The organism is Singulisphaera rosea (assembly GCF_054877945.1).
In genome coordinates this window covers 13574-35310 of sequence record NZ_JBTYIP020000046.1, presented here as the reverse complement: position 1 = coordinate 35310, position 21737 = coordinate 13574, and the positions used below count along the sequence as shown (strand labels likewise).

At 66.6% G+C, this 21737-nt stretch carries 18 protein-coding genes; 8 read left to right on the top strand and 10 right to left on the bottom strand.

Annotation, left to right across the window (positions count from 1 at the left end; all coding sequences use genetic code 11):
• Window positions 1–39 precede the first annotated feature (39 nt).
• The gene (locus ACYOEI_RS39045) at window positions 40–1533 is read right to left on the bottom strand and encodes an amino acid permease (protein ID WP_462855953.1); all 1494 of its coding nucleotides are present in this window, start codon (window positions 1531–1533) and stop codon (window positions 40–42) included.
• Between the two features lie 276 nt (window positions 1534–1809).
• A complete protein-coding gene (locus tag ACYOEI_RS39040; protein ID WP_462855952.1) occupies window positions 1810–3300 on the bottom strand; it encodes a hypothetical protein in 1491 nt (496 codons plus the stop codon).
• A gap of 427 nt (window positions 3301–3727) precedes the next feature.
• On the opposite strand from ACYOEI_RS39040, the gene ACYOEI_RS39035 reads away from it, so the two are divergent.
• The 6 genes from ACYOEI_RS39035 to ACYOEI_RS39010 all read left to right on the top strand — a co-directional run bounded on the left by ACYOEI_RS39035 (window position 3728) and on the right by ACYOEI_RS39010 (window position 13511).
• Complete coding sequence (locus tag ACYOEI_RS39035) at window positions 3728–5227, top strand: Gfo/Idh/MocA family protein (protein ID WP_462855951.1); 1500 nt, start codon at window positions 3728–3730, stop codon at window positions 5225–5227.
• Between the two features lie 32 nt (window positions 5228–5259).
• Window positions 5260–6159 (top strand): sugar phosphate isomerase/epimerase family protein, encoded by a 900-nt coding sequence (locus tag ACYOEI_RS39030; protein ID WP_462855950.1) that lies wholly within the window; start codon window positions 5260–5262, stop codon window positions 6157–6159.
• 323 nt (window positions 6160–6482) lie between these two features.
• Window positions 6483–7181: a BamJ family beta-barrel-assembly machinery protein gene (gene bamJ / locus ACYOEI_RS39025; RefSeq protein WP_462855949.1), complete on the top strand. Its 699-nt coding sequence runs from the start codon at window positions 6483–6485 to the stop codon at window positions 7179–7181.
• A 136-nt stretch (window positions 7182–7317) separates the two neighbouring features.
• Window positions 7318–10302 carry a PSD1 and planctomycete cytochrome C domain-containing protein gene (locus ACYOEI_RS39020; protein WP_462855948.1) on the top strand — a complete coding sequence of 995 codons (2985 nt, stop codon included), beginning with the start codon at window positions 7318–7320 and terminating at the stop codon, window positions 10300–10302.
• Between the two features lie 160 nt (window positions 10303–10462).
• The gene (locus ACYOEI_RS39015; protein ID WP_462855947.1) at window positions 10463–12013 is read left to right on the top strand and encodes a leucine-rich repeat domain-containing protein; all 1551 of its coding nucleotides are present in this window, start codon (window positions 10463–10465) and stop codon (window positions 12011–12013) included.
• Window positions 12014–12068: 55 nt separating this feature from the next.
• On the top strand, window positions 12069–13511 hold the full coding sequence (locus ACYOEI_RS39010) for a DUF1501 domain-containing protein (RefSeq protein ID WP_462855945.1): 1443 nt from the start codon (window positions 12069–12071) through the stop codon (window positions 13509–13511).
• A 121-nt stretch (window positions 13512–13632) separates the two neighbouring features.
• Here ACYOEI_RS39010 and ACYOEI_RS39005 read toward each other — a convergent pair whose 3' ends face one another.
• The 4 genes from ACYOEI_RS39005 to ACYOEI_RS38990 all read right to left on the bottom strand — a co-directional run bounded on the left by ACYOEI_RS39005 (window position 13633) and on the right by ACYOEI_RS38990 (window position 16742).
• Window positions 13633–13941 carry a hypothetical protein gene (locus ACYOEI_RS39005; protein WP_462855944.1) on the bottom strand — a complete coding sequence of 103 codons (309 nt, stop codon included), beginning with the start codon at window positions 13939–13941 and terminating at the stop codon, window positions 13633–13635.
• Window positions 13942–14045: 104 nt separating this feature from the next.
• A complete protein-coding gene (locus ACYOEI_RS39000) occupies window positions 14046–14642 on the bottom strand; it encodes an amino acid kinase family protein (RefSeq protein ID WP_462855943.1) in 597 nt (198 codons plus the stop codon).
• Window positions 14639–15691, bottom strand: a complete 1053-nt coding sequence (locus tag ACYOEI_RS38995) for a hydantoinase/oxoprolinase family protein (protein WP_462855942.1) — start codon at window positions 15689–15691, stop codon at window positions 14639–14641. Before ACYOEI_RS38995 ends, ACYOEI_RS39000 begins: the two co-directional genes overlap by 4 nt.
• A complete protein-coding gene (locus tag ACYOEI_RS38990; protein WP_462855940.1) occupies window positions 15684–16742 on the bottom strand; it encodes an ATP-grasp domain-containing protein in 1059 nt (352 codons plus the stop codon). The genes ACYOEI_RS38995 and ACYOEI_RS38990 overlap by 8 nt, the downstream gene beginning before the upstream one ends.
• Window positions 16743–16758: 16 nt before the next feature.
• Between ACYOEI_RS38990 and ACYOEI_RS38985 the strand changes: the two genes are divergently transcribed.
• Both ACYOEI_RS38985 and ACYOEI_RS38980 read left to right on the top strand, forming a co-directional pair.
• Entirely contained in the window at window positions 16759–17547 is a 789-nt protein-coding gene (locus ACYOEI_RS38985; protein ID WP_462855938.1) for a HisA/HisF-related TIM barrel protein, read from the top strand.
• A 22-nt stretch (window positions 17548–17569) separates the two neighbouring features.
• The gene (locus ACYOEI_RS38980; protein WP_462855937.1) at window positions 17570–18112 is read left to right on the top strand and encodes a hypothetical protein; all 543 of its coding nucleotides are present in this window, start codon (window positions 17570–17572) and stop codon (window positions 18110–18112) included.
• A 111-nt stretch (window positions 18113–18223) separates the two neighbouring features.
• On the opposite strand, the gene ACYOEI_RS38975 is transcribed toward ACYOEI_RS38980, so the two are convergent.
• From ACYOEI_RS38975 to mch, 4 genes are all read right to left on the bottom strand, one after another.
• Window positions 18224–18724 carry a 6-pyruvoyl trahydropterin synthase family protein gene (locus tag ACYOEI_RS38975; protein ID WP_462855936.1) on the bottom strand — a complete coding sequence of 167 codons (501 nt, stop codon included), beginning with the start codon at window positions 18722–18724 and terminating at the stop codon, window positions 18224–18226.
• 102 nt (window positions 18725–18826) lie between these two features.
• Window positions 18827–19720, bottom strand: a complete 894-nt coding sequence (locus tag ACYOEI_RS38970) for a triphosphoribosyl-dephospho-CoA synthase (protein ID WP_462855935.1) — start codon at window positions 19718–19720, stop codon at window positions 18827–18829.
• A complete protein-coding gene (locus ACYOEI_RS38965) occupies window positions 19717–20604 on the bottom strand; it encodes an ATP-grasp domain-containing protein (protein ID WP_462855934.1) in 888 nt (295 codons plus the stop codon). Before ACYOEI_RS38965 ends, ACYOEI_RS38970 begins: the two co-directional genes overlap by 4 nt.
• Before the next feature lie 177 nt (window positions 20605–20781).
• On the bottom strand, window positions 20782–21726 hold the full coding sequence (mch, locus tag ACYOEI_RS38960; protein ID WP_462855932.1) for a methenyltetrahydromethanopterin cyclohydrolase: 945 nt from the start codon (window positions 21724–21726) through the stop codon (window positions 20782–20784).
• Window positions 21727–21737: the final 11 nt, after the last annotated feature.

Here is a 21737-nt window from a genome sequence, read left to right as displayed (position 1 = left end):
ACGGGTCGCGGGCCTCGTTGGTTGCCTGGCCCGGGTGGGTTATTTCGAAGGGGTGGAGTTGTCTGCGTCTTGGCCGAGCTTGGTGTGGTATCGGCTGTAGCCGAAGTAGATGAGGAGGCCGAGGGCGAGCCAGGCGATGAGGCGGATCCAGTTGTCGGGGCCGAGGGAGAACATGAGTCCTCCGTTGACCAGCACGCCGAGGGTCGCGACGACGGGTAGGAACGGGGCCCGGAAGGGACGCTCGATCTCGGGGCTCTTGTATCGGAGCACGCCGACGGCGGCGCAGACGATCACGAACGCGAAGAGGGTGCCGACGCTCACGAGCTCGGCGAGGAAGTTGAGCGGCGCGAGGGCCGCTCCCAGTGCGACGACCACACCCACGAGGATCGTCGACTTCCAGGGGGTCTTGAATCGCGGGTGGACGGCGGCGAAGAACGACTCGGGGAGCATCCCGTCTCGGGCCATCGCCATCAAGATCCGGGGCTGGCTCAGGTTCCCGACCAGCAGCGAGCTGGTCACGCCCGCGAGGATGCCCGCGGTGATCAGGCCGGTGGCAAACGTCAGTCCCTTGTGTCGGAAGGCGGCGGCGAGCGGGGCGGCGACGTCGATCTGCTGGTAGGGGACCATCCCCGTCAGCACCGCCGCGACCGCGATATAGAGCACGGTGCAGATCAAGAGCGCACTGATGATGCCGATGGCCAGGTCGCGCTGGGGGTTACGGGCCTCCTCGGCGTGCGTCGAGATCGAGTCGAACCCGATGTAGGCGAAGAAGACACGGGACGCCCCCTCGGCGACCCCCGTCCAGCCTTTCTCCTCATGCAGGAACGGGTGCCAGTTCTTCGGGTCGACGTAGGCCGCACCGACCCCGATGATCGTGAGGATGATCCCGACGTTCAACAGCACCATCGCCGCGTTGAACCCCGCGCTTTCCCGGATCCCGATCACGAGGATGACGGTGATGATCGCCGTGATCCCGATTGCCGGCAGGTTGAACCAGGCGTTGGCGGTAACTCCCGACGCGAGCTCGACCGTCCTCCACGAGAACCCCTCCCCGATCTTGAAGTCCCAGGGAGAGGCCAATAATCGCGGGTCGAGATTGATGTGGAAGAGGTGTCGCATAAGGTCGACGAAGTAGTTCGACCAGCCGTTGGCGACGGCCGCCGAGCCGATCGCGTATTCGAGGACGAGGTCCCAGCCGATGATCCACGCGAGGAGCTCGCCGAGGGTCGCGTACGCATACGTATAAGCACTCCCGGCGACGGGGACCATGCTCGCGAGCTCGGAGTAGCACAACGCCGCGAACCCGCAGCCGATCCCGGCGAGGAGGAACGAGAGGATCAGCGAGGGGCCCGTGTAGTTGTGCGCGACCTCGCCGGTCAGGACGTAGATCCCCGTGCCGATGGTCGCCCCTACGCCGAGCGAGGTCAGGGCCAGGGGGCCGAGGACCCGGTGCAGCCGCTCGCCCCCCGACAGCTCGCGGAGGAGTGTCTCGATCGGCTTGCGCTGGAAGGGGCTGGAGGGGCCGTGTCTCATCAGGCGGATCCTAGGGGGGATTGGTGTGGTGCTAGCCGACGAGGGATTGAAGACGGGAACGATTTGGCCACGGATTGAACACGGATGAAACACGGATAATTATGAAATTAAAAATAAATTATCGAATTGTTGGTGTTCGTAAGTTTCCGATTTGTCTCTTGCTGTCTTTGCGCCTCTGCGCCTCTGCGCCTTTGCGTGAGATTCCCGGTCTCACGCAAAGGCGTAGAGGGGTGATCAATATTAGAAGATCAAGTTTCGGGACAAGCCCTTGCTTGACTACTCCTTGGCGACGGCAGCGGCTTCGAGCAGGCGGAGGATTTCGGCGCGGACTTTCGGCTCGGCATCGACTTCGAGGCAGCTCGAGCGGGCGCGCCAGGTCTCGTAGCCGCCGAGCTTGTGGCGTTCGGGGGGCGGGAGATAGCCGTTGTAGCCGTTGGCGAGCTCGATGGTGAAAGTCGGCTTCAAGGGGCTGAATTTCTTGATGGCGAGGCCGGTCTCGGAGAAGACCTCGCAGGGGATCGCCGCGATCCCGAGGTCGCCGATCCGGACCGCCTGGAGTTTGAGCTCGGCCTCAGGAGCCCCCTGGCTGAGGAGGACCGTCTCCCTCGCGTAGATTTCGCCGAGACCTTGGAGGGCTCGCCCCGAGGCCTTGGCCAGGACGTCCTTCGCGCGGGCGACCTCGCCGGCGTCCGGCATCCGGAGCTTCAAGGGGAGCAACGATTCTCGTACCACGATCGGGGCCTGGTCGCGGAATCGGATCGTCTTGTAGGCCGCGAAGGCGGCGTTCGCCACGCTCTCGGAGACCGTGTCGATCGTCACGGGTTGTCGAGGCTTGCTGTAATCATAGCAGTGCATGTTGGCGGCCGTCCCGTTCGACAGGATCCCGACGAACGGCCGGTCGGAGGCCTGGGCGCCTGCCGTGACGAGTGCCTTGATCTTGTCGGCGAACCGGCCGAAGTAGTCGGCGGAGGCCGTGTTGGCGGGGATGCCGTAGCCGGCGTAGTGCATCGAGTAGTTGGCGAGGAGTGCGATCGGCCTCCCCCCCGTCGACCGGACGGCGAGGATGGAGACCTCGGGGTCGACCGGCGAGGTCGGCTCGAGCGCGTTCGGGTTCTGATAGCCGGGATGCATCTGGACGCGGTCGTCGGTGGTCCCGCCGAACGGGTTGGTGGGGGCGGTCCCGGGCTTCATGATCCAGTCCCGGCAATAGACCTGCGTCGGGTCCTGCGCGACGACCCAGCCGACCTGGGCCGGCTCGAGGTTCGCGGCGGCCCGCTCGACCCCCGCGACGATCGTCTCGACGAGGAACCGGGAATAGGCCGCGTCGGGCTCGGTCTGGAAGACCCCCGTGACCGCCGGGGCGGTGTGGGTGTGGGTCGCCGACATGAGCATCCGGTTGGCCGGGATCCCCGTCGCCCGGCTCGCCCGCGCCTTCGCCTCGTCGAAGAGGGCCCGAGTCACCATGCAACTATCGACGACCACGATCGCGAGCTTGGCCCGGCCGTCGTCGAGTACGAGGCAACGGGCGTGGAGCGGGGCCTCCGCCGATCGGGCGATCTGATCGCCCATCTGGCCGTTCATCGAGATCGGGAACCTCGGCGTGATATCCGCGGCAAACGCCCCGGCGCGGAAGGTGGACGCACCCGGCTCGACCCCTTTCGCGGTGTGTTCGCCGTAAATTCCGGCCCCGGACGTGACCAGGGCGGCCAGCAAGACGCGACACCATCCGTTGCGAAAGGATCGCCTTCGGCCAATCGACGCGCTCATTCCGATCGACTCCTCGTGATGCGAACTTCGCGGCCCCGCCCGATCGCCGGGAAGACCCGGATCCTCCGGCCGTTCGGGGCGATCAAGGGTATCAGCTCCCCCTTCGCGATCCCAACGGTTTCCTCCCCCCGTTGAAGAAGCGAGGTGAGAGGCTTTGGGCGTTGCGTACTCGATCCTTAAAGGAGGCCACCTGGGCTTTGAGAGAATTCGGAACGGCCAGGGAGTGGCCCTCACTTGACCGGCCTGCGCCGGGGGTCGAGAATGCCGCTCGCGGGTGGATCTGCGGTTTCCGTATATCGAGTGCCATGGAAGTTCTGAGGTTTTTATGAAAACCAAAGATTCCGAGAATCACGTCGAAGCAACGAGCCACTCTCCCCATCCCGATCCCAATGGCCTTTCCAGACGCCGGTTGATGGTGGCGGGTGGAATGGCGGCGACCGCGTTCACGATCGTGCCAAGGCACGTCCTGGGAGGGGCGGGATTCGTCGCCCCCAGCGAGAAAATCACCCTGGCCTGCGTCGGCTTCGGGACCCAGGCGATCCGAGAGATCGGCGGGATCCTCGCCAGCCCCGACGTCCAGGTCGTCGCCGTCTGCGACGTCGAGAAGGACGGCGCCCACTACCTCGAGTGGGGCAAGAATCAAATCCGCGACGAGATTCGCAAACTGATCGGCAACCCGACCTGGCGAGAGGGGATTGATCACGTCCCCGGCGGGCGCGACGTCGGCAAGGAGGTCGTCGAGACATACTACGCCAAGCAGCGCGGCAAGGACCAGTACAAGGGCTGCGCCACGTATGCGGACTTCCGCGAGCTGCTCGATAAGGAAAAAGATGTGACCGCCGTCAAGGTCATGACGCCGGATCATACCCACGCGCCGATCTCGATCGCGGCGTTGAAGAAGGGGATGAACGTCATCGTCCACAAGCCCCTGGCCAACCGGGTCCTCGAGGCCAGGGCCGTCATCGACGCCGCGCGCTCCCGGAAGATCGCGACGCACTTCATGCCCGCGAGCGAAGGAGCCGCGCAGAAGCAAGCCATCGAGATGATCAAGAACGGGGCGATCGGGACGCTTCGGGAGATCCACAACTGGTCGATGCGGCCGATGTGGCCCCAGTTCCCGACGGTCCCCACCGGCACCCCCCCGATCCCCTCTGGGTTCGACTGGACCCTCTGGCTCGGCCCCACGCCCGATCGCCCGTACCACCCGGACTACACGCACACCAATTTCCGAGGGTGGTTCGACTTCGGCGGCGGCTCCATCGCCGACATGGGCCACTACAGCCTCTGGCCGATCTTCCAACTCCTCGACCTGGACGCTCCGACCAGCGTCGAGTCCACGCCCACCCACATCAGTATGGTTGCTGATGACATCTGCCGGCGGATCCGCAACGACTACTCGTTCCCCGTGGCCTGCACGGTCCGGATGCGGTTCGCTCCCAAGGGGGACAGGGCGGGGCTGGACCTCTTCTGGTACGACGGCGGGATCAAGCCTCCCGTGCCCGAGGAACTCATGGCCGCGGATCAGGAATTCGCGGCGGAGGGGATGCTGTTCGTCGGGGAGAAGGGGAAGCTCCTGGGCGGATTCCGGAGCGAAGACCCGCGCTTGATCCCCGACGCGAAGATGCGAGCCTACCGGACGGAGCACAACCTGCCCGATCCGGGGCCTCGTCGAGGGGGCGGGCGACTGGGGGGCGACCCCGTCGCGCGGAATGCGGCGTGGATCAACGCCTTCAAGGGGGGGCCGGCGAGCTACGGAGACTTCCAGTTGGCCGGCCCGATCAGCGACGCGGTGAACCTGGCCGCCATCTCGTTGCGGCTCGGCGGTCGGAGGCTCCACTGGGATTCCGCCGCCGCGAAGATCACGAATATCTCCGAAGCGAACCGACTCCTGACCCGCGAGTATCGCCCGGGTTGGGAAATGGCCTGACGCTGACAGGATCAAAACAAAGGGGTATGGGTATGATTTCGCGAAGAGGTTTCCTCAAGGGCGCCGCGGCCTTCGGTGCGGCCGGGGTCCTGCTCGGCGAGTCGAGGCTCCGGGCGAATCCCCTGGGCCTGCCGATCGGTTGCCAGGTCTATCCCATTCGCACGATGCTCGCGGACCTGCCGGCGTTCGCCAAGACATTATCGGGGATCGGCGTGACGAGGCTCGAGCTCTGCTCGCCGATCGGTTACGGCAAGGACTTCGCCTCGCTCGCGGACGGCAAGGAGGTGAAGAAGATCCTCGACGACCACGGCATGAAGTCCGAGAGCTCCCACTTCAGCATGCGAGAGCTGCGCGGGAGCCAGGAGAAGAGCATCGCCTGGGCGAAGGAGGTCGGCATCACCCAGATGATGACCGCGTCGTTGGGCGAGGGGAATAGCGGCGACGGACCGACCCTCGACCAGGTGAAGAAGGCCGCCGACGAATACAACAAGATCGCCGAGGTTGCGGCCAAGGCCGGCATGCAGCAGGGCCTCCACAACGAGGGCTTCGAGGTCTCGATGGTCGACGGCAAGCGGACCTACGACATCCTGCTCGAGCGGCTCGACCCGAAGCTCGTGACCTTCCAGTTCCAGATGTCGACGATCACGGCCGGCCTCGTCGCGGCCGACTACTTCGTGAAGTACCCCGGGCGCTTCCGCTCGATGCACTTGCAAGACATCGATATGAATGCTCCCGTCCCGCCCCCGAAGACGACCAAGTCGGGGCGCCGGGGCGGCGGCCGACGTCCCCAGGTCGCCATGGGGAAAGGAACCATCGACTGGGCGAAGACCTTCGAGGCCGCCAAGGTGGGGGGCGTGACAAGCTATTACGTCGAGCAGACCTGGGAACTCACCCAGGAGAGCGTCGCGTATCTCAAGACCCTGAAGGCCTGAATCCTTGACCGAGACGGGCCGGAGGCGCTGGGTCGTCTCGCCTGCGAGAGCTCCGGGAGCGTGAACACCCTCAACTCGCCTTCATTCCAGCCCCGGAAGGGCGAGAGGGTGTCAGCCCGTGGTACGAGCCCCAGAGATCGGGGATTCCCGAGCCCCGCGACTTCTGAAGTCGCGGGGCTCTTTGTGAAGACGGCGTCAAGACACGTCTCCGGTCGAGGACGTGGTCTGGCCCTGAGGTCTCATCGATTGTAAAATGAATGTTTTGCCGCGAGCCGTGACTCGCGATGAACTGGCGTCGAAACTCCAACGGACAAGGATCTCGGATGAAGGTTTTCATGGTCGCCCTGGCGGGCTTTGGCGTTCTCGTCGCCTCGGTGTTCGCCGACGAACCGGCCGCTCCCAAGGCGGGTGCAAGCCAGTTCAAGGATTTGAAGCAGAAGGTGAGCTACAGCATCGGCCTCCGCATCGGGAAGTCGATGAAGAGCCAGTCGGTCGAGATCGACGCCGACATGCTTGCCAAGGGGATCAAGGATGCTGAGGCCGGCAAGGCGCTGATGACCGACGAGGAGATGCAAGCGGTCCAGCTCGAGTTCCAGAAGCTGATGGCCGAGAAGCAGACGCAGGTGGCCGACAAGCAGAAGAAGGAAGGCGAGGCGTTCCTCGCGGCGAACAAGAAGAAAGAAGGGGTGAAGACCCTCCCGAGCGGGCTCCAGTACAAGGTCGTCAAGGAGGGGAACGGCAAGTCCCCCAAGGTGACCGACACGGTGACGGCCCACTATGAAGGCCGGCTGATCGACGGGAGCGTGTTCGACAGCTCGATCAAGCGCGGCGAGCCGGCCGACTTCCCGGTGAACCGGGTCATCAAGGGCTGGACGGAGGCCTTGCAATTGATGAAGAAGGGGGGCAAGATGCAGATCTACGTCCCGAGCGACCTGGCCTACGGCGCCAGCCCGCCGCCGGGGAGCATCATCCGCCCGAACGATCCGCTGATTTTCGACATCGAGTTGATCGACGTCAAGTAAGGCCGACGATCCGCCCGCTCGCCGACGAGTCTTTCGCCTGCCCCTACCATCCCCCGGGCCCTGCCCCGGGGGTTCGGCCAGGCTCCCGGGATCCGCATCCGGGAGCCTCGATCTCTCGAAACGCCGGAGGCCCCTCATGCCGCGCGTGATCGGACGCCCTCGGACTCGATGTCGAGTCCATCCCTGGGGTGTGCTCAGGCTCGCTTTCGTGGCCACCCTCGGCGTCTTGCCGAGCGTCGGCGCCCGCGCGGAGGACCCTCCCAAGGCCTCGCCGGGCCTGGACCCGGCGGCCCTCGAGTTCTTCGAGAAGGAGGTCCGCCCGCTCCTCGCCAACCGCTGCCAGCAGTGCCACGGCGACTCGAAACAAAAGGGTGACCTTCGCCTCGACTCCCGCGAGGCGATGCTCTCCGGCGGCACGACCGGCCCCGCCGTCGTCCCCGGCAAGCCCGCGGAAAGCCTCCTGGTCGACGCCATCAACTACGGGGACGTCTACCAGATGCCCCCCAAGTCGAAGCTCCCCGCGCCCGAGATCGCCACCCTCACCCGTTGGGTCGAGATGGGGGCCCCCTGGCCCGCGCAGACGACGGCCAAGTCGTCGTCCTCGGGCAATGGGTTCGACCTCAAGGAACGCGCCAAGCACTGGAGCTTCCAGCCGATCAAGCCGGCCACGCCCCCGGCCGTCAAGGCGTCGAGCTGGCCGAGGACGCCGGTCGACAACTTCCTCCTCGCGACCCTCGAGTCCCGAGGGCTGACCCCGGCCGCCGAGACCGACAAGCGGACGCTCATCCGACGAGTCACCTTCGACCTCACGGGACTCCCGCCGACGCCCGCCGAGATCGACGCGTTCCTGGCCGACGCGTCGCCGAATGCGTACGAGTTGCTCGTCGACCGCCTCCTCGCCTCGCCCCGATATGGCGAGCGCTGGGCGAGGCACTGGCTCGACCTGGCCCGCTTCGCGGAGACCGCCGGGCACGAGTTCGACTACGACGCCCTCGACGCCTTCCGCTATCGCGACTACGTCGTGCGCGCCTTCAACGCCGACCTCCCCTACGACCAGTTCGTCACCGAACAGGTCGCGGGCGACCTCCTCGAACACCCGCGGAGGAACCTCGCCGAAGGGTTCAACGAGTCGATCCTGGGCACGGGTTTCTTCTTCCTCGGCGAAGGGACGCACTCGCCGGTCGACCTCCGCGAGGACGAGGCGACTCGGGTCGATAACCAGATCGACGTCTTCTCCAAGGCGTTCCTCGGCCTGACCGTCGCCTGTGCCCGTTGCCACGACCACAAGTTCGACGCCATCTCCACCAAGGATTACTACGCCCTCTACGGCTATTTTCAGAGCTCACGCCATCAGCATGCGTTCATCGACGACCCCGGGCGGATCGGCGGCAAGGTTGCCGAGATCCGGGCGCTCAAGGAGGCCGTCCGGGCCTTGACCGACGTCCCGGTCGCCTCCGCCTCCCATACACCTTCGGGGTCCGACTCCTCGTCCGTCCTCTTCGAGGACTTCGAATCTCCGACGTATCGCGACTGGTCCGTCGCGGGGGATGCCTTCGGCGAAGGGCCGAGCCGGCAGGGCGACTTCGTCTTGAAGGCGGACGGGGCGAATTGGCTCGCGACCCCCGTCCCGCCCGGCCAGGTCCACAGCGGGCTCGTCTCCGACCGGCTCCAGGGCGTGCTCCGCTCGCGGACGTTCCCGATCGAAAAGAAGCTCGTCCACTACCTCGCGGCGGGCCGCGGCGGCCGCCTGAACCTGATCATCGACGGCTTCGAGAAGATCTGCTACCCGATCTACGGCGGCCTGACCACCGAGGTCAACGACGAACGTCCGCGCTGGTATACCCAGGACGTGAGCATGTGGATCGGGCATAATGCCTACATCGAGATCGCCGACGGGGCGGTTGCCCTCTATGCCGGGGCCAAGGCCCAGTACATCGACGGTTCGAGGTCGTTTGCGGTCGACGAGATCCGATTCTCCGACCAGCCCGCGGCGAGCCAGCCCGTCATGGTCCCCCTCCCGATCGAGCTCGCGACGGGTAACAACCCCGCCCTCGCCGCGACTCTCGAACGCTATCGCGAGGTCGATGCGAAGATCCCGCCGCCGAACCTGGCCCTGGCGATCATCGACGGGACCGGCGAGGACGAACGCGTCCACATCCGGGGGAGCTCGAAGAATCTGGGCGACGTCGTCCCTCGCCGACTGCTCGAAGCCCTGGCCGGTTCGACCCAACCGGCCCCGGCGCAGGGGAGCGGCCGCCTCGAGCTGGCCGAGCGGATGGTCGACCCGTCGAACCCGCTCCTCACCCGGGTGATCGTCAACCGAGTCTGGAAACACCACTTCGGCCGGGGGATCGTGCCCACCGTCGACGACTTCGGCCTGATGGGCGAGGCGCCGACATCCCCCGGATTGCTCGACTACCTCGCAACTCGGTTCGTGGCCGACGGCTGGTCGATCAAGGCCTTGCATCGCCTGCTCGTCCTCTCGAGCGCGTATCGGATGAGCAGTCGGCCCGTCCCGCAGGCCGAAGCGATCGACCCGGCCAATCACCTGCTGCATCGGATGAACGTCAAGCGGCTCGAGGCCGAGGCGATCCGCGACTCGCTGCTCGCGGCCTCCGGACGCCTCGAACCGACGTTGTTCGGGCCGAGCATCCCGGCCTATCTCTCTCCGTTCATGGACGGGAGGGGCCGCCCGAAAACCTCGGGGCCGCTCGACGGCAACGGCAGGCGCAGCCTGTACCTCAACGTCCGGCGGAACTTCCTGAACCCGATGTTCCTCGCGTTCGACTTCCCCTCGCCGTTCTCGACGATGGGCCGGCGGAACGTCTCGAACGTCCCCGCCCAGGCCCTCACGCTCCTCAACGACCCGTTCGTCGTCGAGCAGGTGACGCTCTGGTCCGAGCACGCTCTCGGAGCCGCGAAGGGCCGACCCCGGCGCGAGGTCGTCGAGTCCCTCTATCTCACGGCCTTCGGTCGGTCGCCTTCGGAGCTGGAAGTCGCGGAGAGCCTGGAATTCCTCGACGCCCAGGGGCAATCCTACGGCAAGGGCGACGACCCTCGGGTCTGGGCGGATTTCTGCCACGTCCTCGTCAACGTCAAAGAATTTATCTACGTCAATTGATCGAACGGCGAAGGCCACCGCGCGCCCTTGCTGGGCGCGGGACGATCCGACACGCCGCTCTCGATCGAGGTATATGTCGATGACTCTACGATTGGTCGACAGGGTCCATCGCCGCTCCGAGAGTCGGCCAACGTGCCGGCTTCCTCGGCGCGGATGGTTCGTGATCGCCTTGGCGGTCATGGCGATTCCACTCCCCTGCCCGGCCGGGCCCCTTACGGGGACGAACGCCCTTGAGAAACGGATCCGGGAGTTGGGGGGGAGCGTCGTCCGGGACGACTCCGCACCCGACAAGCCCGTGGTGGCGGTGGAGTTTGCAGGGACGGGGGCGACCGAGGCCGAGGTGGCCGACCTCGTCCAGTTCCCGAAGCTCCGCTCCCTCGGGCTCTCCGAGACCGACGTCACCAGCGATTGGCTCGTCCATCTCAAGGGGCTCGCCGAGCTTCGCGAGCTCGACGTCTCTTCCTCGAACGTGGATGACGGGGGAATGGCCCACCTCAGCACGCTGACGGGCCTCGAGACGCTTGACGTGTCCGATTGTCCGGTGAGCGACGATGGGGTCGTCTCACTCAAACCGATCGAGGGCCTCAAATCCCTGGACCTCTCCGAAACCGACCTCTCCGACAAGGGGGTGGCTCATCTCGCCGACTTCGGCCGCCTGGAGCACCTGGGACTCTCCGACACGGGGGTGACCGACGCCGGGCTGAAGTCCCTCGAGGGGCTGACCGAGCTCAACCATCTGGAGCTCTCGAACCTTTCGGTCACGGACGCCGGGGTGGCCCATCTGAAAGGGCTGACGAAGCTCGAAGTCCTCGACCTCTCGTTGACCGAGGTTTCCGTCGAAAGTCTCCCGATCCTGGTCAAGTTTTCTCGGCTGAAGACGCTCGACCTGTTCGACACCGACCTGAGCGACGACGGCCTTGCCCCGATCGCGAAGTTGACAAGTCTGGAGTCGCTCAGGCTGGGAGGGGCGATCTCGGTCACCGACGTCGGACTTGCCCACCTGGCCGGGCTGGTCCGCCTCCGCGCTTTGGACCTCTCCGAGCTCGAGATGACGAACGCGGGCCTGGCCCACCTGAAAGACCTGACCCGGCTCGAGTCCCTGGATCTCTCGGGCACGGGGGTGTCCGACGCCGGGCTGGCCGAACTCAAGGCCATGTCGGCCCTCCGAGAACTGCTCCTGGTCGAGCTCCACGTGACCGACAAGGGGTTGGAGACGATCGGACGCTTCGCCAAGCTCGAGGCGCTCGACCTCAGCGAGACCGAGGTCACCGACGTGGGCCTCGAGGCGCTCCAACCCTTGAAGTCGCTCCAGGACCTCCTCCTCGATTCCACCGAGATCACCGACGCCGGGGTCCGGCAACTCGCGAAGCTCTCGGGGCTGCGGACGCTCGACCTGGGACTCACGGAGGTCACCGACGCCGGTCTCGCCCCGCTCCGCACCCTGACGAAGCTCGAGGTCCTGGGGCTCGCCCGGACGAAGGTCGGTGACGCGGGGCTCGAGCATCTGAAGCCGATCAAGACGCTCAAGTCGCTCTATGTTTCCGAGACCCAGGTGACCTCGGATGGGGTCGAGCGCCTGGAGGAGGCCTTGCCGGATCTCGACGTCAATCCGCTCGTCTTTCGCCTCGCGACCGACCGTCCGTTCATGAAGATTCGCAACGAACCACCGATTGCCGTCCCCGCCCCGGCCGTGCCCGGGCAGGGTGGTTGACCAACGTCGTCGGGCTCCCGTGCGGTTCCGCCACCATCGAAGATCGAGGGCCGAGATGCACTGCAATCATTTTCAGGCCGCGCCGCTGTCCCGCCGAGAGATGCTGCTGCGGTGCGCGAACGGGTTCGGCGGCCTCGCTCTGACGTCACTCCTGGGCGACCGGGCCTTCGGCGAAGTCGTCACGAGCGGCGATGTCTCGAAGTCCCCGTCCTCGACGACTCGCCCGTCGCACTACGAGGCGAAGGCGAAGAGCGTGATCTTCCTGTACATGGACGGCGGACCATCCCAGATGGACACGTTCGACCCCAAGCCCCGGCTCGACCGCGAGCACGGCCAGCCGATCAAGGTCAAGACGCAGCCGACCCAGTTCAACAACGTCGGCAGCGTCCTGAAGTGCCCCTGGCGTTTCCGGCAATACGGCGAGAGCGGGATCCCGGTCAGCGACCTCTTCCGGCATGTCGGCCAGTGCGCGGACGACATCGCGGTCGTCCGCTCGATGGTCTCGAACTTCTCCGAGCACACCGCCGCCAATTACTTCATCCACACCGGAAGCGGCATCCAGGGTCGGCCGAGCCACGGGGCCTGGGTGACTTACGGCCTGGGGAGTGAGTGCCAGGACCTGCCGGGGTTCGTCGTGTTGAACGGCGGCCTGATCCCCCCGGGGGGAATGGACTGCTTCAACAACGGGTTCCTGCCCGCGACGTTCCAGGGCTCCCTCTTCAACGCCAAGGGGGAAGCCGTCTCGAACATCCGGCCGACCGAGCCCACGCCCGACGCCCAGCTCCGGAAGCTGTCCCTCCTGCGCTCGCTCGACAAGGGCGTCCTGGGCCGGATGGGGAACCACGACAGCCTCGAGTCGTCGATCGCCAACTACGAGCTCGCCTTCCGGATGCAGGCGGCCGTCCCCGACCTCCTCAGCCTCTCGGGCGAGTCGGACGCGACCAAGGATCTCTATGGGCTCGATGACCCGTATGAGCATACAAGGGCCTATGGAAGGCAGTGCCTCCTCGCCCGACGGCTTGTCGAGCGCGGGGTCCGCTTCATCGAACTCCTCTGCCCGAACGTCGGCGGCGACCGCTGGGACCAGCACGGTGATCTGAAGAACGGTCACGAGCGGAACGCCCTCGCCGTCGACAAGCCGATCGCGGGCCTGCTCAAGGACCTCAAGGCACGCGGACTCCTCGACTCGACCCTGGTCGTCTGGGCCGGCGAGTTCGGCCGGACCCCCATGGCCCAGGGGAGTGACGGTCGTGACCACAACCCCTACGGGTTCTCCATCTGGCTGGCCGGCGGCGGCATCAAGGGGGGGACCATCTACGGCGCGACCGACGACTATGGCTATCACGCCGTCGAGAACAAGGTCGAGATCCACGACCTCCACGCCACGATGCTCCACCTCCTCGGCATGGACCACAAACGCCTCACCTACCGCTTCGGCGGGCGAGACATGCGGCTCACCGACGTCCATGGCGAAGTGATCAAGCCGATCCTCGCCTAACGGAAAGACAAACCTATCCGCAGATGACGCAGATTGACGCAGATAAAATATCGGAGATTTTTATTTATCTGCGTCAATCTGCGTCATCTGCGGATGAGTCTCAGATTTCTCATCCCTCCGGCTACTCGGCGAGTCGGACGTGTTGGACGCCCTTGTCCTTGAGCCAACCGAGGAACGACTCCTGCTCCTCGCTCAGCTCGACCTCGGTCATGTTGGCCGTGTCGAGCGGGGAGACGAGGTAGATCACGCCGTCCTCGACCCACTTATCGACCTCGTTCGTGGCGAACCAGAATTCGTTCTCGCCCAGGGGGGGGACCCCCGGCGCCCCCTCGGAGCTCATGAAGTAGACGAGCTGGGAGCGAAGTCGCGGCGAGATCGCACGCGGGGCCACCTCGGGGCGGTCCAGGGGGATGAGTTCGGGGCGAGCCATTCGTAACACCGGGTGATGGAGAAACGTCGAGGAATCCGCCCGGATTTTCCCGCACGACGACCCCAGCCGTCAAGCTGGGGACCGAGGGGTTCGGTGCCCCAAGCTCACAATGAGTCGATAATCGTCTGAGATTCTCTTAAATTGACGTAGGAGATCCGGCCGAGCGGCCGGGAGACGTCGAGGAAGGCTGGGTCGACGAGGCCGAGCCGGGCCGCTTCGGCTCGCCCGACTCCGGCTGGGAGGGATCGGCTCTTCAAGAGGACGAGCTCGCTGGCCCCGAGGAGACTGGCGACCCGGGCGGCGATCGAGTCGGAGGTGACGTCCCAGTGCGCCTCGAGCGGTTTGGCGGATCGGGCGTCGACTTCGAGCAGGAATCGACGCGGGGCGAGGATCGGGACCCGGCCCTGCTCCCAGGCCGGATCGAGCTCATCCGGCCGCTCGACCACCGTCGACCTGGGCAGTAGCGTTTCGAGGACGTATGCAGTCAGGTCGAGCGAGCGCAAGGCGAGGTGGTGCGACCGGGCCTGTCCCAGGTTGTGGATCTGATCCAGGTCGCGGATGACGTCCGTCGTGCCTCCACCGCCGACGATCAGGAGGCAACGCTCGGACTTTCGCGACGCCATGAAGTCCTCGAGCCGTTCGGAGAGCTCCGGCCAGCCGAGGAGGCTTCCCCCGACCTTGATGACCACGGGCCCGGTCATTGGGCGTCGGCTCCTCCGCTCGGCCCGAATTCCTCGAGTGCCAGCACGAGCAGAGCGTGGGCGCACCCCGCGCTCGAGGCGAGCGTCCCCCAGGCCTCCTCGAGCCCGACGACAGTCGCCCCGGGTTCGAGAATTTGAGGGGCGAGGCGCCTGGCGAGGAACTCGCCCGATCCGGCCACGACGGCGGCCCTGGGCCGTCCCACCGTCGCCAGGCAGGCTCGATCGGCGGCCGAGGCGAGCCGGGCCAGGAGGCATTCGTCGGCCGCTTTCGCGAGGGCCTGGGCATCTTCGGTGGTGAAGCCGTCATGGTCGGCCCCGACCATCCGGGCGAGCCGTTCCCGGGCGGCCCAGGCCGTCGCCGGCTGGCCGTCGGCCGTGCCGTGGTCGTCGGGGTGGGATGGGATCTCGCCCAGGGTCAGGTAGACGTCCAGGGTCGAGGCGAAGTACTCGGCCGCCAGGCCCGTGGGACGGCCTCGGTGGGGGAGTTCAGTCGCGAGGGCACAGATCGGCGTCCTCCGGACTCCGGCGTAGACGAGCTCGCCGGTCTGCAGCCGCTCCGTGTCGGTCCGGCCTCGGGCCGCCGCCCGTCCGTCGCAGAGCGGGATCAGGTCGGTGGTCGTGGAACCGATGTCGATCAAGATCCCGGGGCCTTCCGGGATCTGTCGGGCCGCAACCTGGGCCAGGGCGAGCCAGTTGGCCGCCGCCGCGACGAGCGGCGTCTTGCGAACGTCCGCCACGTCGCGGAAGCGGCCATCGGTCCCCCAGACGTGGACGGGACGTTCCGGAAATGCCTTGAGTGTCGCGTCCAGGACGGCCAGGACCCCCACCGTCTTGGTCGGGTAGCAGTCGCAGAGCTCGGCCGTCATCGTCAAGGCGACCTGTCCCGACGCGGGGAAGGTCGACGCCAGTTTGGCGAGCACCTGGGCGAGGTCGTCGGGGCGTTTCCAGAGCTCGAAAGGAAGGATCCTCGCCTGCCCGGACTCGTGCGCGGCCTTGATATTGGCCCCGCCGACGTCGAGCGCGATCCAGGGGCCGGGCACCTCAATCACGGTCCACTCTCTCTTCCAAGGTTCGAGTCTCGATGATCTGTCCGTCGGCCATGAAAGTCAGCGGTCCCTGCGCGTGGACGACTTCGGCGAGGCCGCCGGCGTTCAGGTCGCCGGTCCCCCCCACGGCTTCAAGCCAGGCGTCCGCGAGCGTTCCCGGCGGTAAGAGCCGGACCAGGCCGACGTACGAGGTTGTCGGCCTCGGGTTGATATCCAACACGATCGGCCGAGGCTCGCGTTCGTCCCAGAGGTAGTCGACCCCGACGAAGCCCCGGAGGCCCGGGATCGACTCCGCCGCCCGTCGGACCGAGTCGTCGAACATCCTCCTCGGGCCTGGGAGGACTCCTCCTCGGTAGACGAATCGTTGATCTTGGATCTCGATCGTTTGTCGGCCGACCGCGAGGAGTTGGGCCCCGGCCCGCCCGACGAGGAAACTGGCGCTCAAGGGGACCCCGACTACATACGGCTGGAGCACGGCCCCGGACATGCTCCGGGCCTCCCGAGGGATCGAGTCTCGGTCTTTGAGGAAGAAGGTACAAACCGACCCCGCACCGTCGATTGGCTTGAGCACGGCGGGATAAGAAACGTCGGACGGCCAGGGCTCGCCGGGGTCCACCTTCCGCCCCTCGGGAGTGGCGATCCCCAATAGGCGGAGGGCCTGGGCCGTCCGCAGCTTGTCGCCGGCCGTCTCAATCGCGAGGGGCGTCGATCCGAGCGAGCGTGCCTGGATCCGTTCCAGGCGCCTCGCCAGTTCGGCGAGGATCCCATCCGTCTCCGGCGCGATCGGCGCGGTAAACTGAGCTCGGGAGGCGAGGTCTTCGAGACGGCCCGACTCCTCCCCCGGCCCGATCCGGGCGACCGTCCAGGGGCCGGGCTCGTCGGGCAGGCTCGCGTCGAGGGTCATCACGACCTGGACGCCAGGGAGTGAGGCGAAGTCCCTCGCGATCGCCCGGCGCATGGCCCCCCCTTCGGCCGCCCAGGAGGCGGGCAAAGTCGACCCGGCCAGGCCTCCGCCGGTGACCCACTCGTGGACCAGGACCGTCGTCGTTGCCATCGGAGCCCTTGCACCCATGCCCTTGCGGGTGATCCCCGTCCTCGACCTGAAATCCGGCCAGGCCGTCCACGCCATCGCCGGGGCTCGCGACCATTATCGGCCGATCCGGAGCGTCGTACACCCCGATTCCGACCCGGTTGGCCTGGCCAGGGCCTATCGAGACGTCCTCGGGCTCCGCGACCTCTACCTGGCCGATCTCGACGCCATCGCGGGGGCGCCCCCCGCCGAGGGCCTGTATCGGAGCCTCGCGTCGCTCGGCCTGGTGCTCTGGGTCGACGCAGGGATTCGCGATGCCACGTCAGTCGGCCCCATCCTCGAGGCGGGAGTCGATACGTTCGTCGTCGGCCTCGAGACCATTCGAGGTCCCCACGCCCTGGCCGAGGTTCTCTACGCCGTGGGGGCGTCGCGCGTGACCTTCAGCCTCGATCTCCGCGAGGGTCTCCCGCTGATCGCCCGAGGCGCGGATTGGGGAGGAGACGATCTGGCCGTGATCGTCCGGACGGCCGTCATGCTCGGCGTCCGGCGATTCCTGGTCCTCGACCTCGCCCGCGTTGGCACGGGCCGGGGGCCTGGCACGTTCCCCCTGATCCGCGAGTTCTCCGCCGGATATTCCGGGACCGAGTGGGCGGTCGGGGGCGGCGTCTCGGGGATCGACGACCTCATGAACTTGCGTCGGCATGGGATCGGGACGGCCCTCATCGCCTCGGCGTTCCACGACGGCCGGATCGGCGTCGACGACCTCGCGACCTTGTCCGACGGACCTTCTGACTTCTCGGTTCCGGACTTCTCCCCAACGCCTCCCTAAAAGCGAAAGCGCGGGCGGAACGATGAGACTTCCCCGACTGACGATACGCCGGCTCTCGGCCCTGATCTCGGTCGTCGGCGTGGCGGTCCTGGCGATCCTGTCCATCTCCCAGCCCGGAGATGAAGCCCTCCTGATCGCCGGCACGGGCCTGCTGGGGCTCCTCGGCCTCGCGACCCTCCTCCCGTTCGTCGGGTATCGTCTCGAGGTCACGGCCGCCGAGCCCGGTGCTCCCGACCAACATCCGAGGCCCCCTCGCCTCGCCCGGAAGACCACGCGCCGATTGATCGAGATGATCGTGGTCCTGGCCGTCGTCATCGGGCTGACGATGCTCATGGGCCATCGTCGCGACCGATTCCGACGCCTCGCCGAGATGCACTCGAGGCGCTCGCTCCACGAGCTGCGAGACGGTCAGGCCAAGCCGAGCCAGGCCATGGACATCCTCGACGATCGGGCTCGTCGGTCGAATCTCCTGGCGGAGTATCACTACCGACTCGCCACGAAATACCGCCGTGCCGCGGCCCGACCATGGATGCCCTTGCCCCCGGACCCTCCGGCCCCGAAGTGACGGCTCGGTGGGCAGTGCCCACCCTACAAAGAATGTTTTTCTTTCCCCGTAGGGTGGGCATTGCCCACCATGGTTTGTGATTTCGATGAAGGAATGTAGCGACTTGGACGATCATCGCGATGGATTCCGCCACTCGACCTCCGCCGATAGGCCGAAGCTCTCCTCCACATCGACACGCATCACGAGGGGAAGGTTCAACCCTCGCTCGGTCAGCGCCTCGCGGAGACGACCGGCGACGTAATTCGCGAGCAACTCGGTGGTCGTATTGGGGATCGGCAGAACGACACACTCGTCCTTGGGAAAGCTCCAATAGCGGTCGCCATAGACGGCCCGCCAGTTCGGCCCGTCGTCTTCCAGGCGGATCAACGAACTCTCGCCCGGCAAGAGCATGCGGTGGTCGAGCTCGTCCGTGATGGCCCGGGTCAGGTCCCTGAGCGCGATGAAGTCGAAGACGTAGTGATTCTCATCGAGGTCGTCCTCCACCTCGACGGCCGCACGATAGTTGTGGCCGTGGATCCGCTCGCACAGTCCCCCGGCGAAGGTGATGAAGTGCCCCGAGCTGAAGACGAGATAGTCCTTGGTGACGCGGACCTTATATCGCGAGCCGGACACGTGGCGTTGCTCCTGGACGAGTAGGAATCGGGAGGTGTCTCTGGGTTAATCAATGAAGGATTTAAATGATTGAGGATATTTATTAAATGTTTAAAACAATGTCTAAGTCGCGAAGGTCCGCTCGGACCAGTCGCCCGGGCCGACCGGCCTGGGGAGTTGGATTGTCCCATCGTGGAGCGCGACGAACAAGGCGGCCGCGATCAGGTCGGCGGTCGCGCCGGGGTTCCGGGAATGGCCCTCGGCGCGGAGCCAATCGTCGAGAGAGAGGCCATGGCATCGACCCTCCTCGGTGTCCGGCCAACCGGCGTCGAGCGCAGCCCTGGCACGTCGCGAGGCCTCGGCGGCTTCGGCGGGCCCACGCTTGCGGTCGATCAAGGTATCGGGATGAGTCGCAAGGACTTTCAGGAAGCTCGCGACAATCGCCGACTCGAGGGGGAGTCCGCGGTGGAGCGACTCGCGGAGACGGGGCAACGCGAGGTCGAACACGTCGGCGAAGCCGTTGGCGTACTGTCTGGCGATCGCGTCCCTGTCGGCGGCGAGTTGCATGGCTTCGAGAAGGGTGACGGTGGGCTCGCCGGCGACGTCCTGATCCGAGGCGCTGCCGAGTCCCCCCGGGCGAGCCGCGCGGATTGCGCGGTAGACGTACCGGGCGTCTTCGACTGTCAACGAGTTGAGGACCTCGGAGACTCCTTCTCGCAGGGCTCGCCCTTCACTCGCGGCGGCTAGGGGGGCGAGGAGGAGGATCATCCCGAGGTTCGTGTTGGTCGACACGACGCGTCTGGTCGCCTCGACGGCTTCGAGGATGGCGGCACCGACCCCGATCGTCCTCGCTCGGTCGAGGGGAGCCGCGATTGCCGAGGCGCTCAGGTAGAAGTCGAGGGCGTGGGCATCGTCGAAGGCTCGACCCGGGTGGACGTTTCCCGGCTTTCTCGCCGTGACTTCCAGGAGGCAGGCGATCTGTGCGAGCTGGCCGGGGGTGAATCCGTCGTGGTTCATCGGCCAAGGTCTCTCAGATAATCCAGGATCTCCGAGGCCACGTCCACGCCGGTTGCCTCGGACAGGGCCTTCCAGCCGGGGACGGCGTTGACCTCGATCACGACCGGGGTACCTCGGTCGAGGTCCGGCAGGAGGTCGACGCCGGCCAATGGGGCGCCGACAGCCTCCGCCGCGCGGAGGGCGAGCCGCTCGACTTCGGTGTCGACCTGGCAACGCTCCGGGCGACCGCCGACGGCGACGTTGGTCCTCCAGTCATGGTCGGGAGCGTAGCGCCGGATGGCCCCCAGGACTCGGCCGCCGAGGACGAAAACCCTGAGGTCGTAGCCGGGGTGCCGGACGGCTCGTTGCACGTACAGGACCGACCCGAGTCGCTCGAGGGTGCGGAAGGTCCGTCGGGCGAGCTCGAAGTCGGAGACTCGGACGAGCCCCCGCCCCTCGGAACCGAAGAGCGGTTTGACAACGACGTCGCCTCCCAGGGTTGGGAAGACCTCGAGGGCCTCGTCCGACGACTCGCCGACCCACGTCGGCGGGACGGCAAGCCCCGCCGCCTCGAGTCGCGCGAGGGCGAGGTACTTGTCGACGGCCGTCTCGACCGCCCCGGGAGGGTTCAGCAGCGGGACACCGGCCGAGGAGAGTCGGTGGAGGGCATCCATCCGAAAGACGACCTGTTCGAGGCTGCCGGGGGGCATCATTCGGGTGAGGATGCCGTCGGCTGCCGATAGGTCGATGCCGCCGGCCGACACCCGCGAATCACCAAGGCCGACACGCCCCGTCACGGTCGGGAACGGGACCGCCTCGAGGTCGACCCCCAACCCTTGCGCGGCCCTGCGAAGGTCCTGGACGTGCCAGCCGAAGCCGGAGACGAGGGCAACCAGCTTCGACATGGTTCCGGGGACGCTCGAGGAGGAATCGGACGGGGTTAGAAAACCGTCCCGGAACCTGTTCTTTTCTTAAAAATCGGGTTTCTGTGGGAGTTCACCCGGACATCCCGGGAGGGGAGTCGATGGCGAGTCCGTCAGAAAACCGATTTTTAAGAAATAAACAGGTTTCGGGACAGGGGCCTAGGCGAAGAACGAGCGGGCTAGAACTTCCGGGGCGAGCTTCCCGAACGCGTGGACGCGGCCCGACTCGAGGTTGTGGAAGACGACTTCGGCAGGGCTGAACAAGTGAGGATCCACGGCATAAAAATCATTGTTGTATCGGGCGAAGATCGTCGCGAAGGGCTCGCCGTGGTCGGGCGACGCAGTCGAGGGGACCTTCGGGCCGATCTCTTCCAGGCTCGAGTCGTCTCCGGTGACCGAGAGGACGACGCGGCCGCCATACAGGATCGCGTCGTTGGTCCGGCCGATGGCGGCGAGGTCCCCCGAGGCGACCGGCGGCAACGGGGCCGAGCCTTGCGCCGACTCGATCCGGGAGAGGTCGAAGTCGAGCTCCGCGAGCTTGTGCAGCGCCGTCTCGACCGAGCGGGCGACGACCTGCAGGCCGCCCGCGAGGCTGGCCGTGGGGGCGACGAGGAGCGTGACCGCCGAAGGAGGCACGTGGCAGGCCGAGGCGATCTTGGCCACGACTTCGGGCGTCGGCTTCTTCCGGGCTTCGAGGACCCCGACGACGGCCTCGGCCTCCTCGAGACCATGGATCTTCGAGAGGATCGGCTCTTCGCCCCGGGCGGCCCGCATCGGGCCCGAGCCCATCGCGAAGTACTTTCCCTCGCTGATCGCCCAGCCGGCGTACTGGCTGCCGAGGCAGGCACGGACGGGGTGGTCGGTGACGACCTGGACGACCGGGCAGGACCGCCCCGCGACGTCGCCGGGGACGATCGAGACCTCGGCGAGGTCGGCAAGGCAGACTCGGGCGAGGTCGAGACCGGCCAGGAGTCCGCCCCGGACGGCGATCCCGCAATCGACGAAGCAACCCCCCCGCTCGATCCGGTGCGCGGCCACCTTCCGCTCCTCGGCGCGGGCGAGCAGGCCTTCGACCACGCGGTGTGCCCGCTGATTCAGATTCATCGCGCCGTCTC